16 protein-coding genes and 1 pseudogene are annotated in these 18,089 nt (G+C 56.7%); 4 read left to right on the forward strand and 13 right to left on the reverse strand.

Features of this window, described 5'->3' with window-relative positions; all coding sequences use genetic code 11:
• Positions 1-8: 8 nt before the first annotated feature.
• The 8 genes from V9K67_RS15100 to dtd form a co-directional block, all read right to left on the reverse strand.
• Complete coding sequence (locus V9K67_RS15100; RefSeq protein ID WP_336723816.1) at positions 9-1,352, reverse strand: HlyD family efflux transporter periplasmic adaptor subunit; 1,344 nt, start codon at positions 1,350-1,352, stop codon at positions 9-11.
• Positions 1,353-1,627: 275 nt separating this feature from the next.
• Positions 1,628-3,847 carry a peptidase domain-containing ABC transporter gene (locus V9K67_RS15105; protein ID WP_336723818.1) on the reverse strand — a complete coding sequence of 740 codons (2,220 nt, stop codon included), beginning with the start codon at positions 3,845-3,847 and terminating at the stop codon, positions 1,628-1,630.
• A 103-nt stretch (positions 3,848-3,950) separates the two neighbouring features.
• Entirely contained in the window at positions 3,951-4,496 is a 546-nt protein-coding gene (locus V9K67_RS15110) for a hypothetical protein (protein ID WP_336723819.1), read from the reverse strand.
• Between the two features lie 97 nt (positions 4,497-4,593).
• Positions 4,594-6,033 carry a glycine--tRNA ligase gene (locus V9K67_RS15115; RefSeq protein WP_336723821.1) on the reverse strand — a complete coding sequence of 480 codons (1,440 nt, stop codon included), beginning with the start codon at positions 6,031-6,033 and terminating at the stop codon, positions 4,594-4,596.
• A gap of 85 nt (positions 6,034-6,118) precedes the next feature.
• Complete coding sequence (locus tag V9K67_RS15120) at positions 6,119-7,084, reverse strand: YihY/virulence factor BrkB family protein (protein ID WP_336723822.1); 966 nt, start codon at positions 7,082-7,084, stop codon at positions 6,119-6,121.
• Between the two features lie 157 nt (positions 7,085-7,241).
• Positions 7,242-7,568: a nucleotide pyrophosphohydrolase gene (locus V9K67_RS15125; RefSeq protein ID WP_336723823.1), complete on the reverse strand. Its 327-nt coding sequence runs from the start codon at positions 7,566-7,568 to the stop codon at positions 7,242-7,244.
• A gap of 8 nt (positions 7,569-7,576) precedes the next feature.
• Positions 7,577-7,978, reverse strand: a complete 402-nt coding sequence (locus V9K67_RS15130; protein ID WP_336723824.1) for a group III truncated hemoglobin — start codon at positions 7,976-7,978, stop codon at positions 7,577-7,579.
• Positions 7,979-8,431: a D-aminoacyl-tRNA deacylase gene (dtd, locus tag V9K67_RS15135; RefSeq protein WP_336723827.1), complete on the reverse strand. Its 453-nt coding sequence runs from the start codon at positions 8,429-8,431 to the stop codon at positions 7,979-7,981.
• A 104-nt stretch (positions 8,432-8,535) separates the two neighbouring features.
• Here dtd and arfB point away from each other — a divergent pair.
• Together arfB and V9K67_RS15145 are read left to right on the forward strand one after the other, a co-directional pair.
• Positions 8,536-8,925: pseudogene (arfB, locus tag V9K67_RS15140) on the forward strand (alternative ribosome rescue aminoacyl-tRNA hydrolase ArfB); the annotation flags it as partial.
• A gap of 105 nt (positions 8,926-9,030) precedes the next feature.
• Positions 9,031-10,545, forward strand: coding sequence for a lipopolysaccharide biosynthesis protein (locus V9K67_RS15145; protein ID WP_336723828.1), 1,515 nt, complete (start codon positions 9,031-9,033; stop codon positions 10,543-10,545).
• A gap of 105 nt (positions 10,546-10,650) precedes the next feature.
• On the opposite strand, the gene V9K67_RS15150 is transcribed toward V9K67_RS15145, so the two are convergent.
• Entirely contained in the window at positions 10,651-11,298 is a 648-nt protein-coding gene (locus V9K67_RS15150; RefSeq protein ID WP_336723830.1) for an MBL fold metallo-hydrolase, read from the reverse strand.
• Between the two features lie 77 nt (positions 11,299-11,375).
• On the opposite strand from V9K67_RS15150, the gene V9K67_RS15155 reads away from it, so the two are divergent.
• Positions 11,376-14,846, forward strand: a complete 3,471-nt coding sequence (locus tag V9K67_RS15155; protein WP_336723832.1) for a hypothetical protein — start codon at positions 11,376-11,378, stop codon at positions 14,844-14,846.
• A 92-nt stretch (positions 14,847-14,938) separates the two neighbouring features.
• Here the strand turns inward: V9K67_RS15155 and V9K67_RS15160 are convergent, their stop codons facing one another.
• The 4 genes from V9K67_RS15160 to V9K67_RS15175 form a co-directional block, all read right to left on the reverse strand.
• Positions 14,939-15,307 carry a diacylglycerol kinase gene (locus V9K67_RS15160; protein WP_336723834.1) on the reverse strand — a complete coding sequence of 123 codons (369 nt, stop codon included), beginning with the start codon at positions 15,305-15,307 and terminating at the stop codon, positions 14,939-14,941.
• Between the two features lie 77 nt (positions 15,308-15,384).
• On the reverse strand, positions 15,385-16,749 hold the full coding sequence (gene creD, locus V9K67_RS15165) for a cell envelope integrity protein CreD (RefSeq protein WP_336723835.1): 1,365 nt from the start codon (positions 16,747-16,749) through the stop codon (positions 15,385-15,387).
• Between the two features lie 190 nt (positions 16,750-16,939).
• Positions 16,940-17,218 carry a winged helix-turn-helix domain-containing protein gene (locus V9K67_RS15170; protein ID WP_336723836.1) on the reverse strand — a complete coding sequence of 93 codons (279 nt, stop codon included), beginning with the start codon at positions 17,216-17,218 and terminating at the stop codon, positions 16,940-16,942.
• Positions 17,219-17,240: 22 nt separating this feature from the next.
• Positions 17,241-17,891: a hypothetical protein gene (locus tag V9K67_RS15175; protein ID WP_336723837.1), complete on the reverse strand. Its 651-nt coding sequence runs from the start codon at positions 17,889-17,891 to the stop codon at positions 17,241-17,243.
• Positions 17,892-17,901: 10 nt separating this feature from the next.
• Here V9K67_RS15175 and V9K67_RS15180 point away from each other — a divergent pair.
• The coding region (locus V9K67_RS15180; protein ID WP_336723839.1) for a hypothetical protein at positions 17,902-18,089 on the forward strand (188 nt) is incomplete at its 3' end.

Consider the following 18,089-nt stretch of genomic DNA (forward strand, 5'->3'; position numbering starts at 1 on the left):
TCTAAACATTACCGTTTGCCGGCCCATAATTTTTCAAACAGGCGTTCCAGGATCCGTTTATCGGTGGTGAGTATTTCGGCCCGCCCCTGCAGTTCGGGCCGGTGGGGCAATTGCCTGCCTGTCGTGGTCATCAGCCCGTTGACCAGCTCCACCTCTAGTGCATAGGCGGTATCCAGGGCCACGGCGGAAAGGGTTTTTACCCTTCCCCGCACCAGGCCGAACTCCGGGAAGGGGTAAGCCGCCAGCTTGATGAGCACGGGCTGCCCGGCCTGCACCTTGCCGGCCCCGCCCAGCGGCAGCGGCGAGCGGGCCACGAACCCCTGCACGGGCGGGGTCACCACCAGCACCGCCTCGCCGGCCGTTACGTACTGGTTTTCCTTCCAGAACCGGAAAAAGCTCACCACCCCTTCCACGGGGCTGCGCAGCAGGTATTTCTGCTCCCACAGCTCCAGCTGGCCCTGCAGGCGCTTGACGGCTTCCCGCACTTTCTGTTGCAGGTCGTTTTCCTGCTGCAGCTGTTGCTGCTGCAGTTCGGTGATGTTCTTTAAATACTCCACCTGCTGCACCTGGTTGTGCAGGAGCCCGGACCTCGTTTCATCGGCAGTCAGCTGCCGGCTGATCAGCTCTTTTTTGCTGTTGTCAAACTCCAGAGGGGCGATGATGCGGTCCCGGACCAGGGTGGAATCGGCCCGGTACTTTTGCTTTTCCAGCGCTAACTGTTGTCGCTGCAGCGCTTCTTTCTGCTGCAATTCTTGCCGCAGCTGCGCCTGGTAATGCAGTTGCGCCTGTAGTTGCCCCACCTTGCGGGCCAGGAAATCTTTCCGCCGGAAGAACCGGTATTGGTGCCGCGACTGGTACAGGTCCACATAGCCCGCCTGCAGCTCGCCCAGCTGCACCTGCTTTGGAAGGGCAACCGCATCCAGGGAAGCCGCCAGCTCCAGGGCCGTGTCGAGCCGGTACAGCAGGTCTTTCACCAGCACCACATCGTTGTAGCGGGCGCCGTTCTGCAACAGGCAAAGGGCCTGGCCCTTTCCTACCCGCTGGTTGTTGCGTACAAAAATTTCCTGGAGGCGCCCTCCCGATGCCGCCACCACTTTCAGCGGCGGGTTGGCGGACGTGATGCTGACAGGCGTAACGAGCACATCGGGATAATGGATCGCCCAGGCCCCGGCCAGCAGCAGGAGCATGGCCCCGAACAGCAGCGCCGTGCCCCGCCGCACCAGCCAGTGCGGCATCCGGCCCATAATGTCCTGCACCTCGCTGCTGTGCAGTTCATAAACCGGCGGGTTTGCCGGGTAGCCGTTTAGCGGAGCTTCGCTGGGCAAGGCTGCATGGTTATTTGGTTGGGACATAATAAGATACATTAAGAAGTTTTAGTTTGTGCACCAATCATAAATCTGGTGACAACCTTTAAGACTGTCATGCCGAACGCAGTGAGGCATCTCCTCGGGCGAAAAAAGCTGCTTCTATTCGAAAGCGGGCTTTCCTGTATCTGAAAAAGGCTTTACGTGCCTCGTGGGGATGCCTCACTGCGTTCGGCATGACAGTCTTATAGTTGTAAAAAACTTTTCAGGCCCGTAAGTTCCTGGCAACAAACCTGTGTTCTTCATTATCCAGTAAAAAGGGGTTATCCTCCCAGTTCCAATTGGTTTTTGACCAGCTCGAAATACCTTCCTCTTTTCTGCGTCAGGCTTTCGTGGTTGCCGGTCTCCACCACCCTACCCTTTTCCAGCACGATGATCTGGTCGGCATTTTTTACGGTGCTGAGCCGGTGGGCGATCACCACCACGGTGCGGCCGCGGAAAAAGCGCCGGAGGTTTTCCATGATCACCTTTTCGTTCTGGGCGTCTAGGGCGCTGGTGGCTTCATCGAAGAACAGGTAGGCCGGGTCCTTATACACCGCCCGGGCAATGAGGATCCGCTGCTTTTGGCCGGTGCTGAGCCCTGTGCCCGTATTGCCGATCTTGGTGGTGTAGCCCGACGGCAGGTCGTTGATAAAGCCGTCGCTGTTGCTGACCTCCACGGCCTGCTGCAGCCGGCCTTCGTGGATGCGCTCGTCGTCCACCGCGATGTTGCGGGCAATGGAGGCGGAAAAAATAAAGCCTTCCTGCATCACCACGCCGCACTGGCCCCGCCACCAGCGGGGCGACAGCCTGGACAGGTCGGCACCTCCCTTGCGGATGCGGCCGGCTGCAGGCTCGTAAAAGCGCAGCAGCAGCTTCAGCAGGGTGGTCTTCCCGCTGCCGCTCGATCCTACGATGGCGGTTACTTTTCCGGCGGGTATTGTCAGATTAAGATTTTCCAGCACATTGCCGCCGGTGCCGGCGTAGCGAAAGGAAACCTGCTCCAGCACCAGGTCTTCGTTGCGGGGAAAGCAGCAGGGATTGAGGCCGTGCAGGGCTTCGGGCTCGTCGGGGTGGGCCAGCTCCTCTTCCTCCTCGCGGTTGTGGATCTCGCCCATGCGTTCCAGGCCGATTTTCGCGTCCTGGGCCGACTTGCAAAAGCCCAGCAACTGTTCTACCGGCCCGTTCATCTGGCCGATGATGTAGCTAATGCTCAGCAGCATGCCCAGCGTCATCTGTCCCGCCACCACTTCACGGGCCGCCATATAGGTAATAAGAATGTTTTTTAGTTGTATGAAGAACAGGTTGCCGGCATGCTGGTACTGTTCCAGGGCCAGGCTGCCGGTGTTGAGCCGGAACAGCTTTGCCTGGATCCGTTCCCACCCCCAGCGTTTGGAGGTTTCGCAGTTGTTCAGCTTTATTTCCTGCATGCCGGTGATCAGCTCGTAGAGGCTGTTCTGGTTGTCGCTCAGCTGCTGGAACCGCTGGTAATCCAGCTCCCTGCGCTTTTTCAAAAAAAGCAGGATCCAGCCCGCCGACAGGGCGCTGCCTGCCAGGAAGAGCAACAGGATGGACGGGCTGTACATCCCCAGCACCACGGCAAACACGCCCAGGCTGACAAAGGAAAACAGGGTATTGAGGGTGCTGGTGGTCAGGAACTGCTCGATGCGGCTGTGGTCGTTGATGCGCTGGTTCAGGTCGCCGATCATTTTGCTGTCGAAAAAGCGGATGGGCAGCTTCATCAGCTTCAGCAGGAAGTCGGAAAGGATGGAGACGTGGATGCGGCCGTTCATGTGCAACAGGATCCAGCCGCGGATCAGCTCTACCGCCGTGCTGCCGAGGAAGAGGGCCAGCTGCGCCATCAGCACCAGGCGGATAAAGTCCATGTCCTGGTGGTTCACGCCCTGGTCGACCAGGCTTTGGGTGAGAAAGGGAAATACCAATGCCAGCAGGCTGCTGAGCAATACACCCAGCAGCAACTGCCCTACTGATTTTTTATACGGCGCCAGGTAGCGCCACAAAAAGCCGAAGCCGCCGGAGAAAGGCCGCTGGCCTTCCTGCTCGAAAAAGCGGGGTGTGGGCTCGAGCAGCAGCACCACCCCCTGCTGCCCGTCGCGGCTGACCCAGTGGCGCAGGAAGGTCTGCCGGTCCACCTTCACCAGGCCATGGGCCGGGTCGGCCACCAGCAGCCGGGCATTGGGGTTGCGGGCGGAATATTTTTGCGGGGGCACCACCACGAAATGGTTGCCTTTCCAGTGCAGGATGCAGGGCAGCGGCACCTCTTCATCCAGTTGTTCGAAGCTGACGGCCGCCGACAGGGTTTTGAAGCCGATCTTTTCAGCGGCCTCGCTGATGCCCAGCAGCGATACGCCCTCGCGGGTAACGGAGCTCAGCCCCCGCAGCGTCTCCAGTGAAAAGCTTTTCCCGTAATGTTGGGCGATCATCCGCAAACAGGTGGGGCCACAATCCATCTGGTCGAGTTGTATGTACGTAGGAAATGCCATGAATCATAGATCGTTATTAGCGCCACAAACGGAAACAGGCAAAAACGGCAAAGGCCCGGTAACTGCTTACCGGGCCTTTGCCACCAACTTGTTTTTGTTTTGCTTACAGGCAATAGCCGACGCTGGCGGCGGCCAGGGGCTGGATGTAGCCTTTGCCTACCAGGGGCGTAAAGCCCACGCGCCAGGAAAAGCCGCCGTTTACGGGCTGGCGGCGGTACATGAAACAAAACGTTCCCAGCACCTGCGTGCTCCGGTCGTCGTAAAAATCGAGGAACTCCAGCTTTTTGCCGATATAGGTGAGGCCGGCGCCTGCCTCAAAAGTGTGCGGCGACTCCGCCTTGCCGAAAACATAGTTCACCTGCAGCGGTATGGTCACCACCGAAGCCGAACGGTACTCATTGGTGTGGTATTCGGTGGCGGTGATAAAGCCCACGCCGGCGCGTCCGCCCCAGCCTACGTGCGAATTTTTCAGGCGGTGGTCGATGTTGGCCGAGAACAAAACGCCGGGGCCGCCCACTTCGGCATAAAAAGCCGTCCGGGCTACCGGTGCAGCCGTAGCAGTGGCAACGGGCACAGCAGCAGGTACTTCCTGGGCAAAAGCCGGCAGGCAGCTCAGGAACAGCAATGCGGCAACAAGATATTTTCTCATGGTGTAGAGGTGTTTAAGAAGTTCGGGGTATTGAGGAAAAACCTGGCAGGTTTTGAAAACCTGCCAGGTTTATAAAAGCGGGTAGATCCAACCTTAGTTACAGGACTGCCTGCAGCACGATCTCGCGGATCTTTTCCACGGGGATGCGTTCCTGCTGCATGGTATCGCGGTAGCGGATGGTTACCGTGTTGTCTTCCTTGGTCTGGTGGTCGATGGTAATGCAGAAAGGCGTACCGATGGCATCCATGCGGCGGTAGCGTTTGCCGATGGTGTCTTTTTCTTCGTAGAAGCAGCGGAAAGAACCTTTGCAGTCGTTCATGATGCTGCGGGCGATATCGGGCAGGCCGTCTTTCTTCACCAGCGGCAGGATGGCCAGCTTCACGGGAGCCAGGCGGGCCGGAAGTTTCAGCACCACGCGACTGTCCTTTTTCTCGGCAGTGCTCAGGTCCTGCTCTTCGTAGGCTTCGCTCAGCACCATCATCACGGTACGGTCCACGCCGATGGAGGTTTCGATCACGTAGGGGATATAATTCTGGTTGATCTCGCTGTCGAAGTACTGCATTTTCTTACGGCTGTACTCCTGGTGGTTGCGCAGGTCGAAGTCGGTGCGGGAGTGAATGCCTTCCACCTCCTTGAAGCCGATGGGGAAGTTGTATTCGATATCGCAGGCGGCGTCGGCGTAGTGGGCCAGCTTCACGTGGTCGTGGAAGCGGTAGCGGTCGGCGGGGATGCCGAGGCTGGTATGCCACTTAATGCGCTCTTCCTTCCAGAACTCGTACCACTCTTTCTGGGTGCCAGGGCGGATAAAGAACTGCATTTCCATCTGCTCGAACTCGCGCATGCGGAAGATGAACTGGCGGGCCACGATCTCGTTGCGGAAGGCCTTACCGATCTGGGCGATGCCGAAGGGGATCTTCATGCGGCCGGTCTTCTGCACGTTCAGGAAGTTGACGAAAATACCCTGGGCGGTTTCGGGGCGCAGGTAGATCTCGTTGGCGTCTTCGCTCACGCTGCCCATCTGGGTGGAGAACATCAGGTTAAACTGGCGCACGTCGGTCCAGTTACCGGTTTTGCTGACACCGCAAACAATTTTATTCGACTCGATCAGGGTTTTCAGCCCGTCGAAGTCGCTGTTCGCCAGCAGGGCATCCATTTGATTCTGCAACAGTTCGGCCTGCTCGGGCTGGCCGGCATTTTCCAGTTCCTCGATCTTTGCCTCCAGCAGGTGGTCGACCCGGTAGCGTTTTTTGCTGTCCTTGTTGTCGATCATGGGGTCGCTGAAGTTGTCCACGTGGCCGCTGGCCTTCCAGGTGGTGGGGTGCATGAAAATGGCAGCGTCGATACCCACGATGTTTTCCTGCATCTGGGTCATGCTTTTCCACCAGTAGTCCTTAATGTTCTTTTTCAGTTCGCTGCCCCACTGGCCGTAATCGTAAACCGCCGCCAGACCGTCATAGATCTCGCTGGAGGGGAAGATATATCCGTATTCTTTGCAATGCGAGATGATTGCCTGAAACTTATTGCTGTCTGTTGCCATAGTGCGGCGAAGATAAATTGTGCACCGAAATTTTTTCCAGATTTTTCTGACGCTCCTGATGGGCTAAGACAGCTGCCGGCCCCCGTCAGGCCGGCTTGATACGGGAGTTGGGGTCTTCCTTTTCCGCCTTCTGGACGCTCTTTTTCCCTTTTTCCACTTCCACCTGCTGGGTCACCACCGCGTAGTCGTTGGGATAGATCTCCGAGCCGAACTTCAGTGCATAAGCCTTGGTGAACTCGGCCCCGAAGTACAGGATGATAGAAGAATAATAAACCCACACCAGCAGGATCACCAGCGACCCGGCGGTGCCGTAGGTGCTGCCTACCTCGGCCTTGCTGATGTAGAGGGAGATCAGCAGCTTCCCGATCATGAACAGCACGCTGGTGGCGATAGCGCCGGCCAGCACGTCCTTCCATTTGATCTTGGCGTCGGGCAGCACCTTAAAGATGATGGCGAACAACAGGGTGGTCACCCCGAAGGTCAGCAGGAGGTTGACGATGTAGACGAAGACCACGGCCACGTCGGGGAACATGATCTGCAGCCGCCGCATCAACCCATCGATGAGAGCGGAAAGGGCCAGCGACACCAGCAGCAGGAAGCCCAGGCTGATGATAACCGAAAAGGACAGTAGCCGGTTCATGAGCAGCTTGATCCAGCCGGTCTTGGGCTTGGGCTTCAGGCCCCAGATGGAGTTGATGGAATCCTGGATCTCGGCAAACACCGTAGTGGCACCGATCAGCAGGGTAACAAAGCCAATGGTGGCCGCCACCATCCCCTTGCCGGCCACAGCGGCATTTTTAATGATCTGCTGCATTTGCAGGGCGGCATCCTTGCCCACGAAGCTTTCCATCTGGAAGTAGATGGTACCCTCCACGGCCTCGCGGCCGAAAAAGATGCTGCACAAAAAAATAATGACAATAAGCAGGGGACCGAGGGAAAATATGGTGTAATACGCCAGCGAGGCGCTTAACTTGGTGACCTTATCATCTGAAAATCCGGAGAACGAAGCCTTCAACACTTCCCAAAGACCTTTAAAAGTTACCTTTTTCATATCCGATCTTTTGGGACGTTTATACAAGAACAGTTCCAAGTAACTCAAAAGTTCCAGCGTTCCAAAGTTCCAGCGTTCCAAAGTTCGGTTCGTGAGTTCCTAAGTTCCTGGGTTAGGAGTACAGTTGTCGCCCCGTTCGGTCCGGATTATGGAAAGGTTATTTTAGTTTCTCGTTCTGCTGGTGGCGGTCGGCGTCGCGGATGGTTTTCTTTTCAAAGTTTTTCTGAAGGGCCTCGGTCAGGTTTACTCCGGTTTGGTTGGCGATGCACAGCACTACCCACAGCACGTCGGCCAGCTCGTCGGACAGGGCTTTGTTCTGGTCACTTTCCTTAAAAGACTGGTCGCCGTACATACGGCTCATCAGGCGGGCCACCTCTCCTACCTCCTCGGTCAGGATGGCCATATTGGTCAGTTCGCTGAAATATCGGACGCCGGTGGTGTGGATCCACTCGTCTACTTTTTGCTGTGCTTCCTGGAGCGTCATATTTTTTATTATTCGGTTTTGCCGTGTTTTAAGGGATTGGGATGGTTGATCCGGATATCCATGAGGGTGGCGATGGAGGCGGCCCGCTGCTTCATGCGTTCGGCGTTGGGCCCTTCGAAAAAATCACTGACCGTGGCCGTGAACAGCTGCACCCAGCGGTCGAGGTGCACCTTTTGCACCGGCGACAGCCGGCTGATGTGCTGGTGGATGTCCATCACGTTGCGGCGGTAGCCGTGGGTGCCCAGCACCACCGACTCCCAAAAGTCGGCGATCACGGGAATGTGGTGCTCCAGGTCCAGGGGAATGACCTCGATAAAGAAATGGCGGATCAGGTCGTCGCCAAACACGCTTTCATAAAATGCCCGGAGCACCGATTCCAGGTCGGCCCGGGTTTCAATATCTTTTTTCACTTATTCCTTATTCTTTGTGTCTATAACAATAGTTACCGGGCCGTCGTTGAGGAGCTCCACTTTCATGTCGGCCCCGAAGATGCCGGTGGCCGGCGGCTGTCCATGGTCCTGCTCCAGTTGCCGGATCATTTTCTCGTAGAGCGGAACGGCCACCTCGGGCTTGCTGGCCCTGATATAGCTGGGACGGTTGCCTTTTTTGGTGCTGGCGTGCAGGGTAAACTGGCTGACCAGCAGGATGCCGCCGCCGGCTTCCTTCACCGACCGGTTCATGACGCCCGCCTCGTCGTTGAAAATGCGCAGGTTCACGATCTTGTTGCTCAGCCAGGTAATATCTTCCCCGTTGTCGGCATCCTCGATGCCCAGCAGCACCAGCAGCCCCTGCCCGATTTCCCCGTTGACGTTTCCGTCAATGGTCACGCTGGCCCGGGATACACGTTGAATGACAGCCTTCATGAATATACGGTTTGTGGTTCCGGGCAGCGAAGTTAAGCCCGTTTGCAGTTTACCAACCACAAACTACAAACGGGCTTAACTTCGCACCTATGATGGATTTTTCTTCGGAAATAAAGCTGCAGACCACCCGCAGCGGCGGCAAAGGCGGGCAGAACGTGAACAAGGTGGAAACCGCCGTGATCGCCTTTTTCGACCTGGCGGCCTCTGCCCTGCTCAGCGCCGAACAGAAGGAGCTGCTGGCGGAAAAGCTTTCCAACCGCATCAACGCCTCCGGGCAGCTGGTGGTGAAAGCCCAGACCCACCGCACCCAGCTGGCCAACAAGGAGGAAGCGGTCAAAAAAATCAACGAACTCATTACCGGCGCCCTCAAAAAGAAAAAGCTGCGCATCGCCACCAAACCCTCCAAAGGCTCCAAAGAACGCCGCCTGGAGCACAAAAAACGCTCCTCCGAAACAAAGACGGGACGGAAAAAGTTCCGGCCGCACGACCTTTAAACAGTTTACGAGTTTACGAGTTGCTTGCGCCCGTCAGGAACCCGTAAACTTGTAAACCCGTAAACTCGTAAACTCGCTAATTTTGCCCCCTTTAACTAAGCAGCATTGAGCGAGATCAAAAAATTAGCCGGACAAACACTGTGGTATGGCGCCAGTTCCATTGCCGCCCGCTTCCTGAATTATTTGCTCACCCCTTACCTGACGGCCGTTCTCACGGGCGCCGCCTACGGAAAAATGAGCCTGGTGTACGCCGCCATCCCCTTTTTAAATATCATTTTCACCTACGGACTGGAAACGGCCTATTTCCGCTACTCCACCAACAAGGAGCAGCAGGAGCAGGTGTACAACACGGCCACCATCTCGCTGATCTGCAGCACCATCCTGCTGACCGGGCTGCTGGTGTTGGCCAGCGGTCCCGTGGCCAGCCTGCTGGGCCTCGGCGAACATCCCGAATACATTAAATGGAGCGCATATATCATTGCCCTCGACGCACTCTCTACCCTGGCCTTTGCCAAATTGCGCTTCGAAGGCCGCCCCCTGAAGTTTGCCATCGTACGTCTTTCGGGTATCGCCATCAATATCGGCTGCGTCATTTTCCTGCTGTCGGTTTTCCCGAAGCTGGCGAAGGAAAACCCGCATAGTTTCTGGAGCGTTTTTTACAATCCCGACAACAAGGTAGGTTACGTCATCCTGGCCAACCTGGTGCAGGCAGGCATCACCTTCTTGCTGCTGTCCAAAGAATTCTTTTCGTTCCGCTGGCAGTTCAACGCCAAACTCTGGAAAGACATTATCCTGTATTCCTCTCCCCTGATCCTGGCGGGCTTTGCCGGCATGATCAACGAAACCTTCGACCGCATCATGCTGCGCTGGTGGACGCCGGCCACCACTCCCGAGGCCGCCGACTTCCAGGTGGGCGTGTATAGCGCCTGCTACAAGCTGTCCATCCTCATCTCGCTGTTCATACAGGCCTTCCGCATGGGGGCCGAACCCTTTTTCTTCAAGCAGGCAAAGGGGCAGCAACCGCAACGTACGTATGCCCGGGTGATGAAGTTCTTCGTGATCACGATCTGCTTTATGTTTCTGGTGGTGGCGCTGTTCCTGGACGGATGGAAATACTTTATCTCGAACCATGCGCTCTGGGAGGGCCTGAAGGTGGTGCCCGTGCTGCTGCTGGCCAATATGTTCCTGGGCATTTATTACAACCTGTCCATCTGGTACAAGCTGTCCAACAAAACGATGGCGGGCGCCTGGATCACCGTTGTCGGGGCCGTCATTACACTGCTGATCAACTACTTTTTCATTCCCGTTTACGGCTACATGGCCTGCGCCTGGGCCACCTTCGCCTGCTACGGCACCATGATGGTGATCTCGTATGTCTGGGGCCAGAAGCACTACCCCGTGCCGTATCCCTGGAAAAAGCTGGTGATCTACATCCTGCTGTGCGTGGGTCTTTACGGGGGCTATACCCTGTTTTCCCGCATCGGGCTGGGCGTGTGGGCCGACGGCGCTTTCGGGCTGCTGCTGCTCTCTCTCTTCGGCCTGTTCATCGTCAACGTGGAACGAAAGGAATTCGAACGCCTGCCGGTGGTAGGAAAATATTTTGCGCCGAAAACCGCGTGACGAAAGGAATTGGTTAATTGGTTAATTGGGATATTAGGTCGAACAGGTAAAATTGCAGTGGAACCAGGCATGTTCTACCGAATACCTAATATCCCAATTAACCAATTAACCCATTCCTTTCACAAAGGGGTTGGTTCGCATTTCCTCTCCTATAGTGGTAGAAGGGCCATGTCCCGGGTAAACCGTCACTTCGGGCGGCAGGGTGTAGAGTTGGGTGCGGATGCTTTGTTCCAGGGTGGCGAAATCGCCCATGGGCAGGTCGGTGCGGCCGACGCTGCCGTTGAAGAGCACGTCGCCGCCGATCAGGAACCGGCCTTCCTGGTGGTAGAAGCACACGTGGCCGGGCGAATGCCCCGGCGCCAGCAGCACCTGCAGGCTGTCGGCACCCAGTTTCAATAGATCGCCTTCTTCAATGAATTTTAACTCGCCGTCGTAGTTCTGAAAAGGCAGCTGCCACATCTGGCTTTGCACCGGCCCCATCTCCAGCAGTTGCTGCTCCTGGCGGTGCAGGTGTAACGGTAACCCGTAGGTCCTGGAAATAAAATGGTTGCCGACAATGTGATCGAGGTGACAGTGCGTATTCAGCAGGAGCACCGGTTCCAGGCCCTGTTCTTCCACAAAGGCTTTGAGCTGCATTTCCTCCGAGGCAAAATAACAGCCCGGGTCTATAATACAACACTTCCTTTCTTCGTTGTAGAGAATGTAGGTATTTTCTTGGAACGGATTGAAGGTAAATAACTGAACGTTCAACATGTGGGCTTTTTCGTATTTTAGATTGCAATTTACAATCCAATTCGAAGCCTTCTTACACAAAACACTATCAAAGCTTTATGAATAAATATCTCGGACGACTGGCAATCGGCGCTCTGGCTTGTCTTGCTTTCTGCTTTTCCGCTCACGCTCAGGTGAATGCCGTCCAGTTCGGCAAGAACCGGGTACAGCACCAGAAGTTCTTCTGGAAGTTCTACCAATCGGAAAATTTCAACACCTATTTTAGCCAGGACGGATTGGAACTGGGTAAATATGTAACGCAAATTGCGGAAAACGAATTGCATAGCCTGGAAGAATTTGTCGAATTCGGATTGCAACGCCGGGCCAATATCGTGGTCTATAACAACTTCGACGAGATGCAGCAGTCCAACATCGGCCTGGGCATCGACTGGCAAAGCACCGGCGGCACCACCAAGCTGGTGAACAACAAAATGGTGGTGTACTTCGACGCCAACCACGCCAACCTCCGCCGCCAGGTACGCCAGGGCATCGCCCAGGTGCTGGTGCAGAACATGCTCTTCGGCGACGACCTGGGCGAGTTCGCGACCAACCAGGCCCTGCTGGACCTGCCCCGCTGGCTCACCGAGGGCTACATCGAATACGCCGCCGAAAACTGGAGCACCGAACTGGACGACCAACTGAAACAGGCCCTGCTCAGCGGCGAATACAAGAACTTTTACCAGTTCGCCTACAAGCAGCCCAACCTCGCCGGCCACGCCTTCTGGTATTACTTCGGCAACAAGTACGGCAAAAACAAAACGACCTACATGCTGTACCTGGCCCGCATCTACCGCAACCTGAACCAGGCCTCCCAGCGCATCGCCAAAATGAAATTCAAGGAAGTGCTGGCCCAGTTCATGGAAGAAGAAACCCAGCTCTATTACAAGGACATCCGCGGCCGCCGCATCGTGCCCAAGGGCCAGCTGTCGGTAACCGAGGAGATCGGCAAAAAAGACTTTATCCGCTTCAACGCCAACCCTACCCCCCGCAGCTTTACCTATGCCGTGGTGGAATTCAAGCAGGGTAAATACAGCGTGGTGCTGCACGAAAACTTTACCAACCGCAAGGTGCTGCTGCAGTTCGGCACCCGCGCCCGCCAGAACGAGGTCAATCCCAACTACCCCATCCTGGCCTGGGACGGCAAGGGCACCCGCCTGGCCGTGGTGTACAACGACAAGGGAAAACTGAACCTGTTCGTCTACGACGTGCTCAACCGCGTGAAAGTGACCAAACAGGAACTCACCCAGTTTGACCAGGTGCAGGACATGAAATACATGCTGAACGCCAACACCCTGCTGTTCAGCGCCGTCAAAAGCGGGCAGACCGACATCTTCGTATACAACATCGAACGGATGCAGACCGAGCAGGTCACCAACGACGTGTACGACGACCTGGATGCTTCTTTTGTGTCGTTCCCCAACAAAACGGGCATCCTGTTCTCCAGCAACCGCCCCTCCCCTACCGCCAAGGACAGCGACACGGCCCTCCCCTCCCCCCACTACAACATCTTCCTGGTAGATAACTGGAACAAGTCGGACTTCAAGCAGGTGTCGCAGCTGACCAACGTGAAATTCGGCAACGCCCGCTATCCCTCGCAGTACAACACCTACCACTTTACCTTCGTCGGCGACGAAAACGGCATCAACAACCGCTACGCCGGCTTCTTCAAGACCGAGCGCGCCGGCCTCGACACCCTGGTGTACATCGGCGACGAGATCCTGCGCAACCCGCCCCTGAAGGAAGTGGACAGCCTGCTGGTGGAATGGAACAAGACCGACATCGACTCCGTCGGCTATGTGTCGGTGACCGCCGACTCGGCCTACGTGTTCCCGCTGACCAACTACCAGAGCGGCCTGCTGGAAACCCGCACCGCCGGCGACAACTCGCTGGTGAGCGAGGTGACCCGCCAGGGCGAGTATAAATTCCTGTACCGCCTGCGGGTGGATGAAAATACCCTCCGCCGCCGCAACGTGAGCGCCAAGCCCACCGAGTACATGAAGAAGATCATCCAGGAAGACAAGGTCGCCCGCAGCCAGGCCAACCTGTACGAAGAGCCCGCCGCCCCGCAGGTGGATACGGCCCGCAAGGAAGACTTTTTCCAGACCGAATTCGGCAACGAACCCCGCGACACCAGCCGCCCCGCCCAGCCGGGCAACCTGGCGCCTTCGGAAGATATCCTGCCCCGGCCCGTGCTGAAAAGAGCCAAGCTGTTCGAATACCGCCCCCCGAAATTCTTTAACGACTACGTGGTGGCCGGCCTGAACAACACCGTCTTCGTGGTGAACAAATACCAGCCCTATGGCGGCGGCGCCGGTCCCATCGACCCGGCCAACGGCAACGACCTGAACGGGCTGATCCGCGTGGGCACGGCCGACCTGTTCGAGGATTACAAGGTGTCCGGCGGCTTCCGCATCGCCCCCAACCTGCGCGACAACGACGTGCTCTTTGAATTCACCAACCTGCGCAAGCGCTTCGACTGGGGCCTTACCTACTACCGCAGCAGCACCGAAGACCGCATCGATACCAGCATGGGCCGCAGCACCGACGAAAACCGCGTGTTCCCCGTGGTGAAGCGCTATTCGAGCTACTACCTGGCCCGCCTGAACCTGGCCATCGACCGCATCCGCAGCCTGCGGCTGACCGTCGGCCCCCGCTTTGACAAGGATGTGTTCACGCCGGTTTCTTTCTTCGACGACAACGTCAACCAGAATGCCTACGCCGTGCTGCAAAACGGCCTGAAACAGCCCGACCGCACCCTGACCTACGGCCAGTTCTCGCTGGAATACGTGCACGACAATACGCTGAACCCCAGCCAGAACATCTGGAACGGCCTGCGCTGGAAAACCTATATCGACTGGTTTACGCAGATCAGCGATGTGAAGAGCACGGATGGCAAGTTCCTGTTCAATGCCGGCATCGACGCCCGCCACTACCTGCCCATCTACCGCAACGTCATCTGGGCGGTACGCGGAGCGGCCGACTTCTCCTGGGGCAACCAGAAAGTGATCTACTACCTCGGGGGCGTGGACGGCTGGCTGAAATTCGGCAGCAACACCAAGTCCGACGGCTCGTACCGCTATTTCGATCCGACGAACCGCCCCGATCCCCGCGCCGTTTATGCCTACCAGGCCCTGGCGGTGAACCTGAGGGGCTTTAAGCAAAACGTGGCCAACGGCAACAACAACGTCGTGATCAACAGCGAAGTGCGGATGCCGGTATTCAGCACTCTCATGAACCGGCCCATCAACAATGCCCTGCTGCGCAACTTCCAACTGGTGCAGTTCATTGACCTGGGTACCGCCTGGAACGGCACGTACAACAAAATATCCCGACCCAGCGTTCCTTACACGAATGGAACGGTCACCGTCAACCTGAAGGCGGGCGGCATCGGTCCCTTTGCCGGCGGTTACGGCTTTGGCGCCCGCAGCACCCTGCTGGGATATTTCATCCGCTTCGACGTGGCATGGGAAATGAATACCATCTTTGGCAGCCGGCCGAAGACCTACCTGGCCCTAGGCCTCGATTTTTAGACGTTTTTTCTACTACACCCATCTACATAGAAAGAGATGCCTTTTCGGGGCATCTCTTTTTTTTAAGGCAAGAGGTACCCTCAAACTTTTTCCTACAGCAGCTTCGGGATAAAAATCAGGCCTCCTACGATGACGGCGGCTATCGAGGTAATGAGCACCGCCGCAGCGGCCAGGTCTTTTACGAGCTTGATCTGGGGGTGATAGTCGCGGGAAATAAAATCCATGGTTTTTTCCAAAGCGGTGTTGAACAATTCGGCCATCCATACCAGGGCCACCACCAGCACCAGCACCATCCACTCCACCCGGCTGATGTGCAGCACCACGGCAAGGAAGAGGGCCGCTGCGGTCAAGACGAAATGAACCCAGGTGTTGTGATCGGTGCGGAAGGCTGCCCGGATGCCCGCCCAGGCATATTTGAAACTGTACAAACGCTCTTTCAGGGAAAACGGTTTCCGGTCCATCGGCTGCTTTTTACGCCTGTAAATTATTCTTTCTTCCGCCCTGGCCGCTCCTTCCGCACCAATAAATTTACCGCGGCTTACCACTGGATGCGGCGCGAGAAATGCATGATCACCGCCAGGGTCAGGAACAGGCCGACGCTTCCCAGCAGCAGGGCGTAATCCTGGAGCTGCAGGATGGTGAAGACGTAGGTGTACATCAACACCAGCACCAGCGACAGCAGCAGGGCCAGGTGCGCAGAGGACAGGATGCTGCGCACAAACCAGGCGATCAGCCCGATGGTAGCCATGGAGGCGATGAGGTACGACAGGTTGAAGCTGATATATTCCGAAAAGGATAACAAAAGCGTGTAGAACATGACGAGGGCCAGGCCCACCAGGCCGTACTGGAAGGGGTGCACGGATTTGTCGTGGGTGGTTTCGATGATAAAGAAGCCGGCAAAGGTCAGCAGGATGCAGAGTACGGCATACTTCACCGACCGCATGGTTTTGGAATACGCGTTTACCGGCACGAAAAGGTCCACGCCAAAAGAGGCAGCAGAAAGGGTCCCGTTGCGCACCGAGGCTGCCGGGGCGGTAGCGGCCGACGAGACAGCCGGCGACAGTTCGTAGGCATGATCCTTCCACTGCTGGGGAAAGGGCCGCTTGTGCGCCAGGCTTTTCCAGGAGGCGGAGAAGCCGTTGCTTTTGACGTCGGAGGTTTGCGGCAGGATGTCGCCGGTAAAGCTGGGATGGGGCCAGGCCGAGGCCAGGGAAACGGTGGTGCTTTTGCCCACGGGGGTAAACTGCAGTTGCTGGGAGCCGCTGAGGTTAACAACCGATTCAAAGGAAACGTTTTGCAGGTCCCGGGCGCCGGTAAGGCCCAGGGGAGCGGCCAGCCCGCGGCCTTCGGATCCTTCGGCGCTGATCTGGGGCGCCAGGGCCAACGGCCGGTTGTTCCAGTTGACTATCAGCTCGTCGTTCAGGCCCTTGGTATCGGTAATGTCCATTTTCACGAACGCCTCGTTCCAGAGGATGTCTCCTTCTGACAGGCGCAGCTTCTGGAAGTCGGGGTTGCGGAAGCTGCCGGCCAGCTTATTGACCGAATTGTACAGCATCACCTTGTAAATGCCGCGGTGCTTTTCCACGGGGCTCAGCGTGGAGGTTACCTTCAGCTCATCGGGCAGGAAGTAGGCGAAGTGTTTGGTGCGGCCGTTGGCGGCGCTATCGGGCGCGTCCTGCCAGTAGGGCAGCACCAGCACCGGGCCGGTGATGATCTGGGCGGCCGCCCACTTGCCGCTGACTTCCGCCACGGCTTCCTTCTGCCGCTGCTCCCGCTCCTCGATCAGGCTTTGCACATAAAAAGTAGGGATCAGCAGCACCAATACCAGCCCGCCGATGATCAGTCCCTTTACCAGCAGTTTGCTTTTCAACCATACGGTCTTTAAAATAGTTCCGGTTTCCATAATGAATGTTTGTTGATGATGAATGTTTTAGGGTTTAATAAAAAGTACTTTGAATTTCAAAGCTCAAGGGCAAAAAAATAGGCGTTTTTCGTTCATGCAATACCGGGAAAAGGAAAAAGCGAGACGACCCTGGCGCCGTATGCTTCATCTAAAAAGCACTTTGAATTTCAAAGTGTTGGCGCAAAAAAAATCATTTCACGCCCCGGATCATTTGTTCCAGCGCCTCGATGTGCTGGGTAAAGGCCTTCTGCCCCGCCGTGGTAATGGAATAGGTGGTGCTGGTTTTGCGGCCGATGAAGCCCTTGTGCACCTTGATGAACTTGTTATCCTCCAGGGTGGCCAGGTGGGTGGCCAGGTTGCCGTCGGTCACCTCCAGCATTTGTTTGAGGTCGTTGTAGCCGACTTCTTCATTCACCATCAGGATGCTCATGACGCCCAGCCGGATGCGGCTGTCAAAAATCTTGTTCAAGCCGGAAATGGGATTGTTCATATCAGGCCCCTCCTTCTTGGTTTCGTTCGTACTTATTCCACATCACCATGCCGTACACGATATGCAGCACGCCAAAGCCCATGGCCCAGAAGTAGAGCCCGTAGCCGATGACCCACAGGTTGATGATGCCCAGCACCAGCTGGCAGTACCCCAGGTAGCGAATCTCCGGCAGGGTGAACTTGCTGGCGTTGACCAGGGCCAGGCCGTAGAACAGCAGGCAGGCGGGCGCCACCAGCCCGAAAAAGCCGAAGTCCATCATGCGCCAGATCAGCAGGCCGCCGGCGATCATGGGCACCGCCACGGCCACGAGCACGCGCCGGGAAGTATGGCCCCAGAGCGGCAGGCCGATCTTACGGCTGCGGGCATAGGTAAAAAAGAAGGCGGAGGTAAACGCCAGGAAAAAAGTAAGCAGGGCAATGAGCACCAGGGTGTATTGCAGGGTTTCCGATTCCGATCCTGGCGGGATGGTTCCAAAGGCGCAATCCCCCCGCTTCCAGCATTCGATGCGGCCGCCCGTATAGGCGGCTCCCACCAGGGCGCAAAGGCCGGCGGCCACCCCGCTCCACCCGCTCAGGCTGATGAACCGGCTGCTCTGGTGCATCAGCTTCTTGATATCGTCTATGGCTTCCAGATGGTGATTGCGCTCATCCATAAAAAGTACTTTGAATTACAAAGTAACAGGAAAAACCGAACGAAAGCAAAATTTTTTCCAAAAAAAACAACGGCAGGGCACAAAAAAAAGGACCGGCCTTCCGGCCGGTCCTGTAGTAGTTATAGAGGACATCCTGTTATTAATTGCCTTGCTTCAGCAGCTTCAGCGACACTCTTTCACTTCCCTGCACCACTTCGG

This window comes from Huijunlia imazamoxiresistens, assembly GCF_037132455.1.
In the GTDB taxonomy this organism is placed as follows: Bacteria; Bacteroidota; Bacteroidia; order Chitinophagales; family Chitinophagaceae; genus Flavisolibacter; species Flavisolibacter imazamoxiresistens.